This is a genomic window from Geodermatophilus obscurus, from assembly GCF_900143215.1.
Taxonomy (GTDB): Bacteria; Actinomycetota; Actinomycetes; order Mycobacteriales; family Geodermatophilaceae; genus Geodermatophilus; species Geodermatophilus obscurus_A.
On the sequence record NZ_FRDM01000025.1, the window covers coordinates 1 to 18,136 of the forward strand.

The 18,136-nt window shown below is 74.8% G+C and carries 16 protein-coding genes and 1 pseudogene; 15 read left to right on the forward strand and 2 right to left on the reverse strand.

The genetic code is table 11. The features are described 5' to 3' along the window. Nucleotides 1–188 precede the first annotated feature (188 nt). From BUB17_RS18355 to BUB17_RS18375, 5 genes are all read left to right on the forward strand, one after another. Nucleotides 189–1,028, forward strand: a complete 840-nt coding sequence (locus tag BUB17_RS18355) for a biotin--[acetyl-CoA-carboxylase] ligase (protein ID WP_072920135.1) — start codon at nucleotides 189–191, stop codon at nucleotides 1,026–1,028. A gap of 31 nt (nucleotides 1,029–1,059) precedes the next feature. Continuing rightward, on the forward strand, nucleotides 1,060–1,665 hold the full coding sequence (locus BUB17_RS18360; protein ID WP_072920136.1) for a PH domain-containing protein: 606 nt from the start codon (nucleotides 1,060–1,062) through the stop codon (nucleotides 1,663–1,665). Between the two features lie 71 nt (nucleotides 1,666–1,736). Continuing rightward, nucleotides 1,737–2,888, forward strand: a complete 1,152-nt coding sequence (locus tag BUB17_RS18365; RefSeq protein WP_072920137.1) for an exonuclease SbcCD subunit D — start codon at nucleotides 1,737–1,739, stop codon at nucleotides 2,886–2,888. Then, complete coding sequence (locus tag BUB17_RS18370; RefSeq protein ID WP_072920138.1) at nucleotides 2,885–5,845, forward strand: AAA family ATPase; 2,961 nt, start codon at nucleotides 2,885–2,887, stop codon at nucleotides 5,843–5,845. The genes BUB17_RS18365 and BUB17_RS18370 overlap by 4 nt, the downstream gene beginning before the upstream one ends. A 182-nt stretch (nucleotides 5,846–6,027) precedes the next feature. Further along, nucleotides 6,028–7,455, forward strand: a complete 1,428-nt coding sequence (locus BUB17_RS18375) for an acyltransferase family protein (protein WP_072920139.1) — start codon at nucleotides 6,028–6,030, stop codon at nucleotides 7,453–7,455. A 31-nt stretch (nucleotides 7,456–7,486) separates the two neighbouring features. Here the strand turns inward: BUB17_RS18375 and BUB17_RS18380 are convergent, their stop codons facing one another. Next, entirely contained in the window at nucleotides 7,487–7,942 is a 456-nt protein-coding gene (locus BUB17_RS18380) for a GtrA family protein (RefSeq protein WP_072920140.1), read from the reverse strand. 251 nt (nucleotides 7,943–8,193) lie between these two features. On the opposite strand from BUB17_RS18380, the gene BUB17_RS18385 reads away from it, so the two are divergent. Genes BUB17_RS18385 through BUB17_RS18405 form a run of 5 tightly spaced genes read left to right on the forward strand, consistent with a single transcriptional unit; the run spans nucleotide 8,194 to nucleotide 13,308 of the window. Beyond that, nucleotides 8,194–9,546, forward strand: coding sequence for an acyltransferase family protein (locus BUB17_RS18385; protein WP_072920141.1), 1,353 nt, complete (start codon nucleotides 8,194–8,196; stop codon nucleotides 9,544–9,546). Nucleotides 9,547–9,602: 56 nt separating this feature from the next. Next, a complete protein-coding gene (locus tag BUB17_RS25595) occupies nucleotides 9,603–10,322 on the forward strand; it encodes an SGNH/GDSL hydrolase family protein (RefSeq protein WP_175561412.1) in 720 nt (239 codons plus the stop codon). Nucleotides 10,323–10,375: 53 nt separating this feature from the next. Continuing rightward, a complete protein-coding gene (locus BUB17_RS18395; protein WP_072920143.1) occupies nucleotides 10,376–11,581 on the forward strand; it encodes a 5-(carboxyamino)imidazole ribonucleotide synthase in 1,206 nt (401 codons plus the stop codon). A gap of 41 nt (nucleotides 11,582–11,622) precedes the next feature. Continuing rightward, a complete protein-coding gene (gene purE, locus BUB17_RS18400) occupies nucleotides 11,623–12,123 on the forward strand; it encodes a 5-(carboxyamino)imidazole ribonucleotide mutase (RefSeq protein WP_208983469.1) in 501 nt (166 codons plus the stop codon). 27 nt (nucleotides 12,124–12,150) lie between these two features. Next, nucleotides 12,151–13,308, forward strand: a complete 1,158-nt coding sequence (locus BUB17_RS18405; protein WP_072920144.1) for an acyl-CoA dehydrogenase family protein — start codon at nucleotides 12,151–12,153, stop codon at nucleotides 13,306–13,308. Nucleotides 13,309–13,441: 133 nt separating this feature from the next. Here the strand turns inward: BUB17_RS18405 and BUB17_RS27925 are convergent, their stop codons facing one another. Then, nucleotides 13,442–13,960: an ArsI/CadI family heavy metal resistance metalloenzyme gene (locus BUB17_RS27925; protein WP_072920145.1), complete on the reverse strand. Its 519-nt coding sequence runs from the start codon at nucleotides 13,958–13,960 to the stop codon at nucleotides 13,442–13,444. Nucleotides 13,961–14,087: 127 nt separating this feature from the next. Here BUB17_RS27925 and BUB17_RS18415 point away from each other — a divergent pair, with 127 nt between their 5' ends. The 5 genes and pseudogenes from BUB17_RS18415 to BUB17_RS27935 form a co-directional block, all read left to right on the forward strand. Continuing rightward, nucleotides 14,088–14,444, forward strand: a complete 357-nt coding sequence (locus BUB17_RS18415) for an ArsR/SmtB family transcription factor (protein WP_072920146.1) — start codon at nucleotides 14,088–14,090, stop codon at nucleotides 14,442–14,444. 5 nt (nucleotides 14,445–14,449) lie between these two features. Continuing rightward, nucleotides 14,450–14,611 carry a hypothetical protein gene (locus BUB17_RS26955; RefSeq protein WP_175561413.1) on the forward strand — a complete coding sequence of 54 codons (162 nt, stop codon included), beginning with the start codon at nucleotides 14,450–14,452 and terminating at the stop codon, nucleotides 14,609–14,611. Between the two features lie 96 nt (nucleotides 14,612–14,707). Continuing rightward, nucleotides 14,708–14,881, forward strand: coding sequence for a low molecular weight phosphatase family protein (locus BUB17_RS27930; RefSeq protein WP_244277361.1), 174 nt, complete (start codon nucleotides 14,708–14,710; stop codon nucleotides 14,879–14,881). A gap of 483 nt (nucleotides 14,882–15,364) precedes the next feature. Continuing rightward, the gene (locus tag BUB17_RS18420; RefSeq protein WP_348537050.1) at nucleotides 15,365–17,326 is read left to right on the forward strand and encodes a DUF6541 family protein; all 1,962 of its coding nucleotides are present in this window, start codon (nucleotides 15,365–15,367) and stop codon (nucleotides 17,324–17,326) included. 438 nt (nucleotides 17,327–17,764) lie between these two features. Continuing rightward, nucleotides 17,765–17,947 (forward strand): annotated as a pseudogene (locus BUB17_RS27935) (aldolase/citrate lyase family protein); the annotation flags it as partial. Between the last annotated feature and the right edge of the window lie 189 nt (nucleotides 17,948–18,136).

Consider the following 18,136-nt stretch of genomic DNA (forward strand, 5'->3'; position numbering starts at 1 on the left):
CTCGCAGGCTCGCTCACGTGCTCTCCTCGCTGCGCTCGTCGGCGCGTTCGCGCCGCGCTGCTGCGTCCATTGGTGAGCTCGCAGGCTCGCTCACGCATCTCTCCTCGCTGTGGGCTCGTCGGCCGCGTCCAGGCGCTGCCGTGCCCGGGAGTGAGCTCCCTCGCTCACGGGTTCCGTAGCGTAGAAGAGTGCCCGAGACGCTGCCGTCCACCTCTCCCGACCCCTCCCGGGCCCCGCTCGACGGTCGGTCGCTGGCGGCCGCGCTGACCGCCGGGAGCGCCCTGTGGCGCTCGCTGGAGGTGGTACCCGAGATCGGCTCCACGAACGCCGCCCTCCTCGCGGCCGCGGCCGAGGAGGCGCCCGAGGGGACGGTCCTGGTGGCCGAGCACCAGGCCACCGGCCGGGGCCGGCTCGACCGCGTCTGGACCTCCCCGCCGGGCGCGGGCATCACCGTCTCGTTCCTGCTGCGCCCCGACGTGCCGAGCGCCCGCCGGGGGTGGCTGCCGCTGCTGACCGGCGTCGCCCTCGCCGAGGCCGTGGCCGAGGTGCCCGGGGTGCGCGCCTCGCTGAAGTGGCCCAACGACCTGCTCGCCGCCGGCGGCGCCAAGCTGGCCGGCATCCTCGCCGAGGTCGGCAGCGGGGCGGTGGTCGTGGGCGTGGGCCTCAACGTCTCCACCCGCGCCGACGAGCTGCCGCAGACCGGTACCTCCCTCGCCCTCGAGGCGGGGCGGCCGGTCGACCGCGCAGCGGTGCTGCTGCAGTTCCTCCGCGGCTTCGAGCGCCGCTACCTCCTCTGGGCCCGCGCGCTCGGCGACCCGGTCTCCAGCGGGCTGGCCCGCGACTACCTGGCGTGGTGCTCGACGGTGGGGGCCGACGTCGTCGTCGCGCTGCCCGACGGCTCCACGCTCGAGGGCGTCGCCGAGTCGGTCGACTGGGACGGCCGGCTCGTCGTCCGGACGGGCGAGGGCGTCGTCGAACTCGCCAGCGGGGACGTGCGACATGTGCGCGCACCGGCGCGGGAAGCGTGATGAGCGAGTAACCCTCCGTCATTCTGTCCGCGTGCCCTACCCGGACAGGCTGCTCGCCGAGGACGAAGAGGTCGTCCGGCACCTGCACCCGCACTGGCTGACCCTCGCCCGGCCGGTGCTCGTCCTGCTGCTCGTGGTGGGCGGCACCTCCTTCGGCGCCGCCCTGGTGCCTGCCGGCCCCTCACAGGGCACGGTGCGGACGGTGCTCGCGGGGCTGGCGCTCCTCGTCCTCGTCGCCGCCGTCCTGCGGCCGGTGCTGCGCTGGCGCACCACGCACTACGTGGTCACCACACACCGCGTGCTGCTGCGCGAGGGGGTCCTCGCCCGCCGGGGGCGCGACATCGCGCTGTCCCGGATCGCCGACGTCTCCTACCGGCAGACGCTGGGTCAGCGGCTGGTCAGCTCCGGCACGCTCACCATCGAGACGGTGGGCGACGGCGGGGCCACCGTGCTGGAGCGGGTGCCCGACAGCGACGGCGTGCAGCAGCTGCTCGTCCAGCTCGTGGAGGAGGACGCCGACCGGCGCGGCGGCGCGGGCGTGCCGCCGCCGCGCGACGGGTGGGACGACGACGGCTGGACCCCCGACGGCTGGACCCCCGCCGGCTGGACCGCCGGGCACCGCACGACCCGCTTCTGAGCCGGGTGTGACGGGCCCGTCACGGCGTGGCGTGGCGAACCTGTCGGTACCCCGACCTACCTTCTGCGGCCATGCGGCTGCTGCACACCTCCGACTGGCACATCGGCCGCTCCCTGCACGGGGCCGACCTGCTGCGCGAGCAGGAGGCGGTGCTCTCCGGGCTGGCCGACGTCGTCGTCGTCGAGTCGGTCGACGTGGTGGTCGTGGCCGGTGACGTCTACGACCGCGCGGTGCCCTCCGCGGACGCGACCGGCGTGCTCGACCGGGTGGTCGGTCGGCTGCTGCGGGCCGGGGCGGCCGTCGTCCTGACGCCGGGCAACCACGACTCCGCGCGCCGGCTCGGCACCTTCTCCGGCCTGCTGTCGGCCGCCGGCCTGCACGTGCGCGCCACGACAGCCGCTCTCGACGAGCCGGTGCTGCTGCGTGACGAGCACGGTGAGGTCGCCGTCTACGGGCTGCCCTACCTCGAGCCGGAGCTCGCCCGCCACGAGCTCGGGGTACCGGGTGCGCGGTCGCACGAGGCGGTGCTCACCGAGGCGATGGAGCGGGTGCGCCGCGACCTGTTCCTGCGTCCCGGCGCCCGCTCGGTCGTGCTGGCGCACGCCTTCGTCGGCGGCGGCGTGCCCAGCGACAGCGAGCGCGACATCTGCGTCGGCGGCGTCGACCTGGTGCCCGCGCCGGTGTTCGACGGGGTCGACTACGTCGCCCTGGGTCACCTGCACCGGACGCAGACGATCACCGAGCGGCTGCGCTACAGCGGCTCCCCGCTGGCGTACTCCTTCGGCGAGGCCGGGCAGCAGAAGCAGGTCTGGCTGGTCGATCTCGACGCCACCGGGCTGGCCGGCGTCCGTGCGCTGGCGCTGCCCACCCCCCGCCCGCTCACCGTGCTCACCGGCACCCTCGACGAGCTGCTCGCCGACCCGGCCCACGCGCCGGTCGAGGAGCACTTCGTCTCGGCCCGGCTGACCGACGACGTGCGACCGTCGGACCCGATGCGCCGGCTGCAGGCCCGCTTCCCGCACTGCGTGCACCTCGACTGGACCGGCGGCGCGGGCGGGGGGGACCGGCGCAGCTACCAGGAACGGCTGCGCGGCCGCAGCGATCTGGAGGTGGCCGCGGAGTTCGTCACGCACGTCCGCGACGGCGTCGGGATGAGCGACGCCGAGCGCGAGCTGCTGGTCCGGGCGCTGGGCGCGGCGGCCCGCGAGGAGCTGGCCCGGTGAGGCTGCACTCCCTCTCGATCACCGCCTTCGGGCCGTTCGCCGGCACCGAGACCGTCGACGTCGACGCGGTCGCCCGCGACGGACTCTTCCTGCTGTGGGGCCCCACCGGCGCGGGCAAGACGACGCTGCTCGACGCCGTCGTCTACGCCCTGTACGGCACCGTGCCGGGGGCGCGCGGCGAGGAGAAGCGGCTGCGCAGCGACCACGCCGAGGCCGCCACCCGCACCGAGGTCGCCTGCGAGCTGACCCTCGCCGGCGAGCGGCTGCTCGTCGTCCGCCGGCCCGAGCAGACGCGGCCGAAGAAGCGCGGCGCCGGCGAGACCACCGAGCAGGCCAGGCTCACCGTGCAGCGGTGGGACGGCGCGACATGGGAGCCGGTGAGCACCCGCATCGACGAGGGCTCGGAGTACCTGCGGGTGCGGCTGGGCCTGTCCGCCGAGCAGTTCTGCCAGGTGGTGCTGCTGCCCCAGGGCGACTTCGCCCGCTTCCTGCGCGCCGAGCCCGAGGACCGCGCCAAGCTGCTGCGCACCCTCTTCGACGTGGGCCGCTTCGCCCGGGCGGAGGATTGGCTGGCCGGCGAGCGCCGCGCCGCCGAGGAGATGCTGCGCACCGATCGCGAGCGGCTGGGACGGCTGCTCGACCGGGTCGCCCATGCCGCCGACGTCGCGGTGCCCGAGGAGCTGGCGCCCGAGCTGGTCGGCGCCCGGCCCGGCGCGTCGGTGAACGCGTGGGTCGCCGCCGTGCGCACCCGGGCCGCCGGCGACCTCACCGCCGCATCCGCCGCGGCCGAGACCGCGGCCGCCGCGAGCGCCCGCCTGGACGGCGAGCTGGCCGAGGCGCGCGCGCTGGCCGACCGGCACGCCCGGCGCGACCGCGCCCGCCAGGAGCTGGCCCGGCTCTCCGCCGAGGAGGAGCAGCTGGGCCCGCTGAGGGTCCGCGCGGACGCCGGACGCCGGGCGGAGGTGCTGCGCGACGTCCTGGAGTCCGCCGGCCGCGCCGCGCTGGCCGCCGAGGCCGCCTCCACCGCCCTGGAGTCCGGGCGGGCCGCCTGGGCCGAGGTCGCCGCCGGCCGTGACGCCGACGCGCTCACCGCCCGGGAGCTGCGCGACGAGGCCGCCGCGGCCCGGGCGCTGGTGCCCGAGGCCGACCGCGCGGTCCGGCTCGCGCGGGAGATCGGTCGGCTGGAGCGGGAGATCGAGGCGCTCACCGACCGCTGCGAGCGGGGCACCGCCGCGGCACGGACCTGGCCGGCGCGGATCGCCGAGGCGCAGGCCCGGGTCGAGGCGGCCGGCGAGGCCGTGGCGCGGCTGGCCGGCCTGACCGCGGCCGAGGAGTCGGCTCGGGCAGCGCTGGCGGCCGCGACGCAGGCCGACCGGACGGCGACGGTGCTCGCCGCGTCCCGGGCGGCGGCCGACGCGGCGCGGACCGCCTGGCTGGAGGCGCGCGAGGGGCTGGTCGACCTGCGCGGCCGTCGGCTCGACGGCATGGCCGCCGAGCTGGCCGCCGGACTCACCGCCGGCGCCGACTGCCCCGTGTGCGGCGCCACGGAGCACCCACGGCCGGCCGTGCACGCGGGTCCGGTCGTCTCCGCCGACGACGAGGAGCGGGCGCGCGCGGCCGTCGACGCGGCCGAGGAGCGGGTCGCCGCCACCCGGCGGGGCGTCGAGGAGCGAGAGCGCGAGCTCGCCGTCCTCCGTGCCCGAGCGGGGGAGTTGCCCCTGCCCGAGCTGGCCGCCAGAGCCGATCAGGCCCGCGCGGCCCTCACCGAGGTCGCCGGGCTGGCCGCCACGGTCGAGGAGGCCCGCCGCGACCTCGCCGATCGCGAGGCCGAGCTGGCCGCGGCCGCGGCCGCGCTCGCCGCCGACCGCCTGGCGGTGGAGAGCCGCAGCGCGGAGCGGGTGGCGCGCGAGGAGGCGCTGGCCGAGCTCACCGCCCGGCTCGACGCCGCCCGCGGGGACGACGCCGACCTGCCGGCACGGGAGCGACGGCTGACCGCGGCCGCGGAGCGCTGCGAGGCCGTGCTGTCCGCCGGGGCCGAGGAGCTGCGCGCCCGCGCTACCGCCGACACGGCGCGGGAGACCGCGGGCCGGCGTGCCTCCGCCGCCGGCTTCGCCGACCTGGTCGACGCAGCGGGCGCACTGCTCGATGCGGGGGAGCTGGCCGGGCTCGAGCGGCGGCTGCGGCAGCACGACGAGGCCCGGTCGGTCGCCGCGGCCACCCTCGCCGACCCGGAGCTGACCGACCTGCCCGCCCGGCCGGACGTCGCGGCCCTGCAGCAGCGCTGCGCGGAGCTGACCGCCCGCCGGGAGGACGCGGTCGCCACCCTCGAGCAGGCCCGGCGCTGCGCAGGAGCGCTCGACGCGCTGGCCGGCGACGTGGTCTCCGCGGAGGTGGAGCTCGCCGAGCGCCGCGCCTGGGCCGGGCGGGTCGCCGGTCTGGCCGACCTGGTCAACGGCCGCGGCGCGAACACGCTGCGGATGCGGCTGCAGTCCTTCGTGCTGGCCGCGCGGCTGGAGCAGGTCGCCGAGGTCGCCAGCCGGCGGCTGCAGGAGATGTCCGCCGGCCGCTACACGTTCCTCCACAGCGACGCCCAGGCGCGGAACGGCGCCCGGGGCGGGCTGGGCCTGGACGTCTTCGACGAGTACACCGGCACCCGTCGTCCCACGAAGACGCTGTCCGGCGGCGAGAGCTTCATGGCCTCGCTGGCGCTCGCCCTCGGGCTCGCCGACGTCGTCACCGCCGAGGCCGGCGGCATCCAGATGGACACCCTGTTCGTCGACGAGGGGTTCGGCACCCTCGACGCGCTGGCCCTGGACGCGGTGATGAACGTGCTCGACGAGTTGCGCCGCGGCGGCCGGACGGTCGGCGTCATCAGCCACCTCGAGGAGCTGCGCACCCGCGTCCCCACCCGGCTGGAGGTCGTCGCGGGCCGGCACGGGTCCCGTCTGGCGGGCTGATCCCGGGCCGGGCGGGGCGGCTGGGGAGGGTGTGACGGGAGAGTCGCACCCCTGGCAGTTCCTGCCCCGGCGCCGCCGATTTTCGGTGCTTTTCGAGTCAACAACCGTGCGCGCAGCGTCACTAACGTCCAGGGAGTCCACAGGTCCGGAGCACGCCTCCACGCCCTCCCCGGGAGACGCCCATGTCCGTCGCACGCACGGCCGCCCCCAGTCCGCAGGCGACAGGCGCCGTGTGCCGGTCCCGGTCGGAGATCCGGGCGCTGACGGGGCTGCGCCTCGTCGCGGCCATGTGGGTCGTCATGTACCACTTCGTGCCCGAGCTGACCCCCTACCTGGACCAGGTGCCCGGGTCGATCGCCGTGCTGAGCGCCGGCTGGATCGGGGTGGAGCTCTTCTTCGTGCTGAGCGGCTTCGTGATCGCCCGCGGTTACCTGGAGCAGTGCGGCCGGCACTGGTCGACGGCGGGTGCGGCACGCTTCGTGGCCAACCGCTTCGCCCGGGTGTGGCCGGCCTGGGCCACGGTCACGCTGCTCGCCTGCGCCTGGTTCACCACGGCCGACCTGATCGGCCTGCGGGGCCGCGTCGCCGACCTCTACCCGCCCATCGACGTGGCGTCGCTCCTGCGCCAGCTCACGATGACGCAGATGTGGGGCGCGGACTCCCTGCTCGGGACCAGCTACGTCACGCCGGGGTGGTCGATCAGCGCCGAGTGGGCGGCCTACCTCGCCTTCCCGCTGCTCGCCCTGGTGGTGCGGCCCTTCCTGCGCGCGCACCCGGCGGTCAACCTGGTCCTCGCGACGGTGGTGATGTCCCCGCTGGCCGCGACGTCCTTCCTGCACGGCACCGACGACGTCGAGATGCACTGGCTGCTGCGCATCGCCTGCAGCTTCACCGCCGGCATGCTCGCCGCCTGTGCCTTCGCCGACCTGGAGGACACCGAGCGCGGCCGGCGCTGGGGGCAGCCCCTCGTCCTCGGCGGTCTGGCCACGGTGGGTGTCGTGCTGCTGTGGGCGCACTGGCGGACCGGCCAGGACGTCCTCGCGGGTGACCACCCGGGCATGTACGGCGCGGTGGCCGTGGTCGCGTGGCCGTCGCTCGTCACCGGCCTGGCCTCGGCGGACGGGCGGCTCGCGGCCTTCCTGTCGCGGGATCCCGTGGTGTACGGGGGCCGCATTTCCTACTGCCTGTATCTCGCGCACACGCTGGTGAAGGACGTCGCCCTCGGCGTCATCTGGCACGACCCGTCGGCCGCCGGAGCGCGCGCTCCCGGGGTCGTGCTGGTCGTGCCGGTCCTCATCGTCGTCTCCCTCCTCGGTGCCGCCGCGCTGCACCAGTGGGTCGAGGAGCCGGCCCGTCGCCGCCTGGTCCGCCTCTGGAGCGGCCGGCGTGCGATCGAGCCGTCGACGGCACGGCAGACACGGTCCACCGTCGTCCTCGCAGGCGCGCCTGAGCCGGGCCCCGCTCCACGGAGCGCGTCGCGGGCGCCCGCTCCCGGCCGTCCGTGGCCGCTGGCGGCAGCTCCGAGACCGCGGACGGCACCACGAGCGGGTCGTCCGGCGGACGCGCTGCTGACCACGGGTGGACGGGAGAGCACCGCCGCGCGCGGCTGACGAGCGCCCCTGCAGCGGGGTGACGCGAGGATCAGCCAGCGGTGTCGGCGGCCGGGAAGACCCAGCGCCGGTACATCAGGTAGCGCACGACGGTGCCGAGGGCGATCGACACCAGGTTGGCGCCCTGCAGGGCCCACGCGCTGGTCAGGTCCAGGCCGTAGCGGGCGAAGGCGACGATGCCCAGGCCCAGCAAGAGCGTCAGGCCGTTGATGGCCAGGAACATCGGGTACTCGCGCCTGAACCCGGTGCGGGCCCGGTGCGCGAACGACCAGTGCCGGTGGCCGAAGAAGGCGACGGTCATCGCCACGATCGTGGCCACCGCCTTCGCGACGACCGCACCGCTGCCCAGGTGCCCGTAGAACAACTGGAACAGCCCGATCTCGATGACGAAGCCGACCCCACCGACGACGCCGAAGGCCCCGAGGTGGTGGACGACGGACCACAGGGAACGGCTGCGGCGCGGCGCGCGCTCGGAGACGGCAGTCACGAAGCGCCAGGGTACGCGTCGGGGCGCGAGCGGACCTGCCGAGGACGTCGACCCCCGTTCCCGGGCAACACCGGGCGACTCGTCTTCCGTCCGGTCCGTGAGGCGCGCCGGACGGCGTGAATTCGGCAGGTGTTGCCGTGCCGGCGGGGGATCTCTGTCGTGTCATCGACTCGATACACCCCGGCTGTTCATTACGTTTTCGTCACGGGCCATGAACGCCCTGTAGGCGAAGACAGCAGCGAGGAGACCGCGTGTCCACACCAGCTCAGGCCAGGCCAGCGGGCGGTGAGCAGCCGGTCGGCTCGCAGGAGATCCGGTCGCTGACCGGCCTGCGGGCGGTCGCGGCCGTCTGGGTGGTCCTCTACCACTTCCAGTTCACTCCCGGCCTCGGGTACGACGGCTACTGGGAGCCGCTCCGGCCGGTGATTCGCGCCGGCGCCACCGGCGTGGACCTGTTCTTCGTGCTCAGCGGCTTCGTGATCACGCTGACCTACCTCGAGCGCGTCGGCCACGAGCCCTCGGTGCGCGAGGCCGGGACCTTCCTCTGGGCCCGGGTCTGCCGCATCTGGCCGGTCTACGCCCTGGTCACGGTCGTCTACGGCGGCTGGCTGCTGGTCAAGGCCACCCGGGTCACCGATGGCGTCGTCGCCTACCAGGTGCAGCAGCCGGTGCTCGACGTCTGGAACTTCCTGCTCCAGTTCACGATGGCCCAGCTGTGGTGGCACCCCGCCTCGGGCGGCGAGTCGTGGATGGGCTCGGCCTGGTCGATCAGCGCCGAGTGGCTGGCCTACGTCGCCTTCCCGCTGGTCGCGGTGCTGCTCTGGCGTATCCGCAACGCGCCGCTCGTGCTGCTCGGCGCCACCGCCGTCCTGTTGATGGTGCCGCTGTCTTACACCACCTATGTCCACGGTGGGCCGGTGATCGCGTGGTCCTGGCTGCTGCGCATCGGCGCGGCGTTCCTGGCCGGCGCCCTCACCTGCCTGGTGGTCCGGCGGGTGCGCCGGACCCCGCGCGTGGAGGCCGCCGCCGCCACCTGGGCCCTGGCCAGCCTCGGCGCCATCGCCGTCGGCCTGTGGTGGGGCGACTGGCGGGGGATCGACAACGACCACTCGGCGTTCGGCGGCATCGTCGTCCTGGTCTTCCCGGTGCTCGTGGGCGCCCTCGCCCTCTCCCGCACCGGTCCGAGCGCTCTGCTGTCCCGGGAGTCCGTGGTGCACGGCGGCCGGATCTCCTTCGGCCTCTACCTGGTGCACATCCCGGTGTTCGAGGTGTTCTGGACGCTGATGGACTGGTGGCCGAAGATCGCCGCCGGCACCTCGCTGTGGGCCTTGCTGCTCGCCCCGGTGCTGCTCTCGACGTCCGTCCTCGCACACCTGGCCCACCGGTTCGTCGAGGAGCCGGCCCGCAAGGGCCTGCGCCGGGTCCTCCCCGTGCGCCGTCCGGCCGCGGTCGCGGCAGCGCCGGCAGCGTCCCGGACCGCCGTCGTCCGCGGCGACCGGCCGGTGACGTCCGCCACGGCGGCCCTGCTCGCCGGGCGCAGCGCCGGCGTCCCCCGGGCCGAGCCGGTCGTCGCCGTGCCGGCGCGGCGGCCGCTCAGCGCCTGACGGCGGCCTCGCGCCACCTCTCCGGACCTCCCAGCCCGGTGATCCAGACTGGTCCCGTGGCGTGCCCCCTCCCTCGTCGGGTTCCCGTGCGGACGGCGGTGGCCGCCGTCCTGCTGGCCGCCGTCGCCGGCTGCGGCCCGACGGCGGACGACGGCCGGGCCGGGACGGTGGCGCCCGCGACCTCTGCCGCGTCCCGCAGCCCGGCCCCCGCCCCGACAGCCCCGCGCACCTTCGTCGCGGTCGGCGACTCGATCACCGCGGGCGCCACGGACCCGTCGCAGCCCCTCGTCGAGGACCGGGTCCAGGGCGACGCCTCCTGGCTCCCGGCCGCGGAGCAGGCGAGCGGTGTGGACCTCGTGGGCGGCTGGGCGGTTCCCGGGGCCACGACCGCGGACATGCTGGCCGGGGTCGAGCCCACCGACTGGACCGCCGACGCGGTCGTCGTCATGGCCGGCACCAACGACCTGGTACGAGGAGTGCCGTGGCAGGAGTCGGCCGCCGCCATCCAGGGGGTCGTCGCCGCCACCGGCGCGCCGACCGCCCTGGTCGTCGCCATCGCGCCCAACGACCTCCGTCCCGCGGCCCGCAACGGCTTCAACGCCGCGCTCGCCGAGCTGGCCGGCCGCAACGGCTGGACCTACCTCGACCCCTGGACCGAGGTCGACGCCGGCGGAGCCTTTCCCCCCGGTGCGTCGCCGGACGGCGTCCACCCGGCGCCGGCCGTTGCCGCCGACGCGGGGGACCGCATCGGTCGCTCGCTGGCCGCGCTCGGCTGAGTCCGGCTGAGCCCGGCGGGCCGTCTCGGGGACACGCCCTAGGCTGGGCACCCGTGGCCACCCCCGTCGACCCGCGCACCGGACTGCCCGTCGTCGCCATGGTCGGCGGTGGCCAGCTGGCCCGGATGACGCACCAGGCCGCCGTCGCGCTCGGCCAGTCGCTGCGGGTCCTCTCCACCGGCCCGGACGAGTCCGCCGCGCTCGTGGCCGCCGACGTCCGGCTCGGCGACCACCGCGACCTCGACGCCCTCCTCGCGCTCGCCGAGGGCGCCACCGTGGTCACCTTCGACCACGAACACGTCCCCACCGAGCACCTGTGCGCCCTCGAGGCGGCCGGTCACCGGGTCGCCCCCGGGCCCGACGCGCTGGTGCACGCCCAGGACAAGCTGGTGCTGCGCCGGGCGCTGGCCGCCGCGGGCGAGCCGCAGCCGGTCTGGGCCGAGGTCGCCTCCGTCGCCGAGGTCGCCGCCTTCGGCGACCGGCACGGCTGGCCGGTGGTCGTCAAGACGCCGCGCGGCGGCTACGACGGGCGCGGGGTGTTCGTCGTCGACGGGGTGGACGACGTCGCGGGGCTCTTCGGCCGGTACGACGTGCTGCTGGTCGAGCAGCGGGTTCCGATGGTCCGGGAGCTGTCCGCGCTGGTCGCCCGCTCGCCCTTCGGCCAGGTCGCCGTCTGGCCCGTGGTCGAGACCGTGCAGCGCGACGGCATCAACACCGAGGTGCTCGCGCCGGCGCCCGGGCTGGACAAGGACACCGCGACCGCCGCCCAGGAGCTCGCGGTGCGGGTGGCCGACCGGGTCGGCGTCGTCGGGGTCATGGCCGTCGAGCTGTTCGAGACGGCCGACGGCGTCCTGGTCAACGAGCTCGCGATGCGGCCGCACAACTCCGGGCACTGGACCATCGAGGGCTCGCGGACCAGCCAGTTCGAGCAGCACCTGCGCGCCGTCCTGGACTACCCGCTGGGCGCCACCGGGATGACCGCGCCGGTCGTGGTGATGGCCAACGTGCTGGGCGGGCGCGCGGCCGAGGAGGGCTGGACCGGCCCGTCGCTCGACGAGCGGGTGCACCACCTCATGGCGCACTGGCCCGACGTCAAGCTGCACTGGTACGGCAAGGGGCAGCGCCCCGGCCGCAAGCTCGGTCACGTGACGGCGCTGGGCGCCGACCTCGACGAGGTCCGCGCCCGCGCCGCCGCGGCCGCCCGCTACCTGGCCGACGGCGAGGTCGACCCGGCGTTCGCCTTCCCGACCGAGCACTGAACCGACCGACCAGCGCACCGACCGAGCAGCGAGGAGCCCGCGTGGACCCGATCGTCGGCATCGTCATGGGCAGCGACTCCGACTGGCCGGTGATGGAGCCCGCCGCAGCCGCGCTGGCCGAGTTCGGCGTCCCGTACGAGGCGCACGTGGTCTCCGCGCACCGCACGCCGCGCCGGATGCTGGAGTACGCCGAGACCGCCGCGGGCCGCGGGCTGCGGGTGGTCATCGCCGGCGCCGGGGGAGCGGCCCACCTGCCCGGGATGGTCGCCGCGGCCACGCCGCTGCCGGTGATCGGCGTCCCCCGGCCGCTGGACCGCCTCGACGGGCTGGACAGCCTGCTCTCGATCGTGCAGATGCCCGCCGGGGTGCCGGTCGCCACGGTTTCCATCGGCGGCGGCCGCAACGCCGGCCTGCTCGCCGTGCGCATCCTCGCCGCCTCCGATCCGGACCTGCGGGCCGCCGTCGAGCGGTTCCAGGCCGACCTGGCGGAGTCAGTCCTCGCCCGGGACGCCACGCTGCAGGAGCGCGTCGCTTCCTCCTGACAGTAGGACGTCCTACGATTCATACTCGTGGGTAACAACGCTGCGGGGCTGTACGCCCTGACCGAGGAGCACGAGGCGATCCGCGAGGCGGTCCGCGACATCGCGGAGCGGGAGATCGCCCCGTACGCCGCCGAGGTGGACGCCGACTCGCGCTATCCGATCGAGGCGCACAAGGCGCTCACCGCGGCCGGCTTCCACGCCACCCACATCCCCGAGGCCTACGGGGGCGAGGGCGCCGACGCGATCGCGACCTGCATCGTCATCGAGGAGGTCGCCCGGGTCGACGCCAGCGCCTCGCTGATCCCCGCCGTCAACAAGCTCGGCTCGATGCCGGTCATCCTGTCGGCGTCCGAGGACCTCAAGCAGCGGGTGCTGCGGCCGATCGCCGCCGGCGACGCGATGATCAGCTACGGGCTCTCGGAGCGGGAGGCCGGCTCCGACGCCGCCGCGATGCGGACCCGCGCCCGCCTCGACGGCGACAGCTGGGTGCTCAACGGCACCAAGGCCTGGATCACCAACTCGGGGATCTCCGAGTGGTACACGGTCATGGCGGTCACCGACCAGGAGAGGGGTGCCAACGGCATCTCCGCCTTCGCCGTCCACCGGGACGACCCCGGCTTCGCGGTCGGACCCAAGGAGCGCAAGATGGGCATCAAGGGCTCGCCCACCTGCGAGCTCTACCTCACCGACTGCACCATCCCGGCCGACCGGATCATCGGCGAGCCCGGCACCGGCTTCAAGACCGCGCTGCGGACGCTGGACTTCACCCGGCCGACCATCGGCGCGCAGGCCGTGGGCATCGCGCAGGGCGCGCTCGACGCCGCGGTCGCCTACGTCAAGGAGCGGAAGCAGTTCGGCAAGGCCGTCGCGGAGTTCCAGGGCGTGCAGTTCATGCTCGCCGACATGGAGATGAGGATCGAGGCGGCCCGCCACCTGGTCTACGTCGCCGCGGCCGCCGGCGAGCAGGGCCGCGCCGAGGTCTCCCGGGTCTCGGCGTCGGCGAAGGCGTTCGCCTCCGACGTCGCCATGCAGGTCACCACCGACGCCGTCCAGCTCTTCGGCGGCGCGGGGTACACGCAGGACTTCCCGGTCGAGCGGATGATGCGCGACGCCAAGATCACCCAGATCTACGAGGGCACCAACCAGGTCCAGCGCATGGTGATCGCCCGGAGTCTCCTGAAGTAGAGGCGGCCCGCACCACGCGCGAGGGCGGCCCTGACTCCTGGAGGAGTCAGGGCCGCCGTCGTCCGGCGTCAGCAGCAGCCGGTGCTGCACTCCTCGGTGGTGCAGTCCTCGCAGCACTCGTCGTTCACAGCGGTCACCTCCCTCCGGTGTCGGCTGCCGGGGTCGAGCCGCCGGCGGCGGGCTCGGTGTCCTCCGCCGAAGCGGTGGGGGTGCAGCAGGCCGACCCGGCGGTGGTGTCACCGCCGGTCCGGGCGCCCGCGAGGGCGGCGTCGCCGGAGAACGTCGGGCTGTCGGCGAGCACGGTGTAGATCTCGGAGCGCACGTCATCGGGGGTGTTCTCGACCCAGAACTTCGTCTGCCTGGCGTAGCAGCAGGTCGAGTCGGGTTCCTCGGTCGACGCCAGGCCCAGCGAGGACAGACGGGTCTGCTCGGCGTCGACCTCGTCGACGGAGGCCACCTCGACGCCGAGGTGGTTCAGGGTGCCGCCGGAGCCCGCGTTCTCCAGCGGCACCAGCTTCAGCGGCGGGTCCGCGATGGCGGAGTTCGCGTACCCGGGCCGGGTCTTCGCCGGCGCGACGCCGAACAGCTTGGCGTAGAAGGCGGTCGCCGCCTCGACGTCGTCGACGTCGAGGGCGAGCTGGATGCGGGACATGAGAGTGGCCTCTACGTCGTTGTCGCGGGCGCTGGACTCATTGACGATCGTCGATGGGCCACTGTTCCCTTAACATCGACGGTTGTCAATGGTTTGCAGGAGTGGCGACGACGAGGAGACCGACCCGATGAGCGTGCGCGAGCTGCCCGTGCTCGACCAGCCCGAGGTGGCCGTGTGCTGTGCGCCGCTGACCGCCGAGGTGCTCTCCGCGCCCGACGCGAAGACCCTGGCCAAGCAGTTCGCCGCGCTGGGTGACCCCGTGCGCCTGCAGCTGCTGTCCCTGCTGGCCACCGCCGACGGCGGCGCGATCTGCGTGTGCGACCTGACCGAGCCCGTCGGCCGTACGCAGGGCACGGTGAGCCACCACCTGCGGGTCCTGGTCCAGACCGGTCTGGCCACCAGCGAGAAGCGCGGCCGGAACGTCTGGTACGCCGTCGTCCCGGGCGCCCTCGAGGCGCTGCACGCCGCCCTGGCGACCCGCTGACCGCCGTGGGCCCGGGGCCGACCGAGGCGCTCGGCACGGTGCTGATGATCGGCACCGTCGTGCCCTCCGGCGCGGTCCGCCTGCTGTACCCGACACGCTGCCGCGGTGGCGGCGAGCTCGCCGCCACCGACCCCGGCACCCGCCGGCCCCCGGGAGGAACGCCGTGACCACCAAGCCGTCCGTGCTGTTCAGCTGCGTGCGCAACGCCGGCCGCTCGGTCGCCGCCGCCGCCGCCGTACGACCTGGTCGAGGCCGCTGACGTCGTGGTCACGATGAGCTGCGGCGAGAGCTGCCCGTACGTGCCCGGCAGGCGGTACGAGGACTGGCCGGTCGACGACCCGAAGGGCCAGGACCTCGACACGGTGCGGCGCATCGTCGACGACCTCGACTCCAGGCTCCCGGCGCTGCTGGCCCAGCTGGTGCCGTCCCGGCCGTAGTGCACCGGCGCGTCCGGGACGGGCCACGCCGGCGGCTACGGTGCGCCGGCGGTGTCCGCCGGTGATGCGGAGGCTCGCGTCGCGGTCGGGCTGCTTGGCGGTCTCGTCGGCCTGGGCGGTGCGGAGTCCCGGCTACCGCTGGTGATCGGCCTGTCCGGGGACGTCACCCGCCGCACGGGGTGCTGGACCACCCGCAGTCACCAGGGCGCCACCCGGTCCAGCAGCTGGTGGTCGTCCGCTGTCCGCTGTGCCGAGCGATCGCTGCCACGTCGCTGCGGAGAGGCAGGAGACAGGAGTCGGCCTGCGTGCCGGATGGGGCCGACGAGGTGCAGGGTGCCTCGGACAGCGCGCCGTGTCCCGGAGCGGTCCCGAGGCGTTCACATACGCTGAGAGACAGCGCGCTCACGACCAGTGGGCCTCGAGAGCAGATGGTGGCCCCAACTGGAAGCACTACCCATCCTCGTCACCGCTGCTCTGGTGCTGGTGACGCCGGGGCTCCTCCTCGCGGTCGCTGCTGGCATCCGCGGGTGGTCGGCTCTGGGCGCAGCGCCGGTGTTCACCTCCGCTCTGTTCCTGGTGGCGATGCTCGTGAGCAGCGTGACCGGACTCCGCTGGACGCCGGCGAACGCGGCGTGGGCAACGGCCCCGGTGATCCTCCTCGTCCTGCTCGTCCTGATCGTGGGGCGGCGTCGGCGTGGGGGTCCTCCTCCCGTCGAAGGCGGGGGGTCGAGCTCCGAGGACCTCGCGTGGTCGCTCGCGACGGCCGCCGGACTGGTCCTCGCCACGGGGATCGCCTGGTGGACGGTCGTGGGCGGCACCGACGGTCTCCAGGACCCCAACCAGGGGTTCGACGCCCTCTTCCACGTCAACGCGGTCCAGGTCATCACCAGCACCGGCGAGGTGCACCCCGCGGTCACGGGAGAGGTGAACGGCTACCTGGCGGGGACGTCGTCCTACCCGGACGCCTTCCACGCCCTGGCCTCACTGGTCGCGCAGCTGGGTGGCGGCACGGTGCCCGCCATCAACGCGCTCGTGGCCTGCATCGTCCTGATCGCGGGCCTCGGGCTGGTGGCGTTGCTGCGCTGCGTCGGCCTGGTCCGGGAGGCGGTCTTCGCACCCGCGATCCTGGCGGCCACGACGGGCTACCCGACGGACCTCATCTGGCGCGGTCCGATCTGGGTCTTCGCGTTCGGGATCGCCGTCGTGCCGTCCTTCCTGGCCGTCCTCCTGATCGCAGTCGACCGACGGAGACCGCTGCTCACCCTCCTGCTCGGTGGGTCCGCTGCCGGGTTGGCGCTGATCCACCCCAGCGCGGCGCTGTCGGCCGGGATCTTCGCGGTCAGCTTCGTGGCTGCTCGCTGGTGGGCCGACCGGAGCCGCGTGGCTCGTGACCTGGTCGTCCTGGTACCGGCGGGCGTGCTGGCGGCCGCAGTGATCCTCCCGTTGATCGGTCAGGCGGTCCTGAACACCGGCGGCGGGACGGCCGTCGACTGGCCGGTCGCGCAGACTCCCGGCGAGGCGATCGGTGAGCTGCTGTCGTACAACTACGAGAACAGCTTCCCGCAGGTCTGGTTGGCGGTGCCGGCGCTGATCGGCCTGGTCGTCGGCCTGCGGAGGGCTGCCATGCGGTGGTGGCTGGTCGGCGGTCTCGCATTCGTCGGGCTGTGCGCCATGGCCGCCGCGTACGACAACCGGCTGACGGAGCTGGTCACCGCCCCCTGGTGGAACGACCGGTACCGGTTCGAAGGACTGGTGTTCCTGTCGCTGTCCGTGGCCGGAGCGATCGGCGTGGTGTGGCTCGGCGACCAGCTGACCGGCGTCCTCCGGGCGGTGCCGGGGCTCCGCGAACGGCTGACCCGCACCGCCGGGGGACCCCGGGACCGGGGACCCGTGCTGGGAGCGGCCGCAGCGCTGGGCGGGCTCCTCGTGCTGGGCGTCCTCACCGACGGCTTCTACGTGTCCCAGAACCAGTCGCACCTGGACAGGGCCTACGGGTACGGGGTCGGTGGCTCCGTCTCGGAAGCCGACCTCCCGGCATTCCGGGAGCTCCGACGGCTGGCGGGTGACGGGCCGGTGTTGAACGACCCCAACGACGGGTCCGCGTGGATGTGGACGCTGGCCGGCGTACGACCGGTCTTCGGGGCCGCCACCTCCTTGCCCTTGGCGCCGACGATGCCCGCTGCACGCCGCCTCGTGCTCGAGGGTCTCAACTGTCTCGACCACGACGCCGACGTCCGCGACGCCGTCGAGGAGCTCGGCGTGCGTTACGTCTACTCCTCCGAGGAGACCATCACCGTCTGGCCGACGCCGATCATCGGCTTCCGCGACCTCGGTGGGGTGGAGTCCCTCGTGCCGGTCTACCAGCGGGACGGGGCGACGATCTATCGGATCGACCTGTCGCCGCTGGGGGACGTCGACGGATCCGAGACCTGTAGCCGCGACTGACGGCTGCTCCGTCGCCGCGGCCGGCTGCGGTCGACGATCGGGCTGCCCGTCAGCCCCGAGGCCGCAGCCGGTCACGCCCGTCGCGGCGGCGCGGGTCCTCCACCACCCTGCCCGGTCGCGAGTGGCCCGGGACACGGCACGAGGATGGGCACGTGGTGGGACAGCGCGAGGTGGGTCCCGGGGACGCGCGCTCCTGGCTGCTGGTCAACGGTGCCCGGACCGACCTGTTCGGCACCGCTCGCGACTCGCGGGCCGACCAGGTGATCCTGGACATCGAGGACGCCGTCGACCCGGCGCAAGGCCGAGGCCCGCGCGGGCGTCATCGAGTGGCTGTCGCGCGGGGACTGCTCGGCCTGGGTGCGGATCGACGACCGCCCGACGTAGTTCTGGGACGACGACGTCGCCGAGCTCGCCGGGGCGCCCGGCCTGCTCGGCGTCATGCTGGCCAAGACCGAGGCCGCCGAGCAGGTCACCGAGACCTTCGACCGGCTCGGCGGCTCGACCCCGGTCCTGGCGCTGGTCGAGTCGGCGCCCGGCATCGAGGAGGCGGTCTCCATCGCCCGGGCCCGCGGCGCCCTCCGGCTGGCCTTCGGCAGCGGCGACCACCGCCGCGACACCGGCACCAGCGCCGACGACCTGGCCATGGCCTACCCGCGCTCCCGGCTGGTGCTGGCCAGCCGGATCGGCGCGCTCCCGGGACCCATCGACGGCCCCACGGTGAGCAGCAGCCACCCGGTGCTGCGCGAGCAGACCGCCGTCACCGTCTTCCTCGGCCTGACCGGCAAGCTCTGCCTGGACCGGGAGCAGACG

What these genes read in the sequence shown, in the direction of transcription:
- BUB17_RS27925 (WP_072920145.1), bottom strand. Translation starts at nt 13,960, where the DNA reads ATGTCCCGCATCCAGCTCGCCCTCGACGTCGACGACGTCGAGGCGGCG.
- BUB17_RS18365 (WP_072920137.1), top strand. Translation starts at nt 1,737, where the DNA reads ATGCGGCTGCTGCACACCTCCGACTGGCACATCGGCCGCTCCCTGCAC.
- BUB17_RS18415 (WP_072920146.1), top strand. Translation starts at nt 14,088, where the DNA reads ATGAGCGTGCGCGAGCTGCCCGTGCTCGACCAGCCCGAGGTGGCCGTG.
- BUB17_RS18375 (WP_072920139.1), top strand. Translation starts at nt 6,028, where the DNA reads ATGTCCGTCGCACGCACGGCCGCCCCCAGTCCGCAGGCGACAGGCGCC.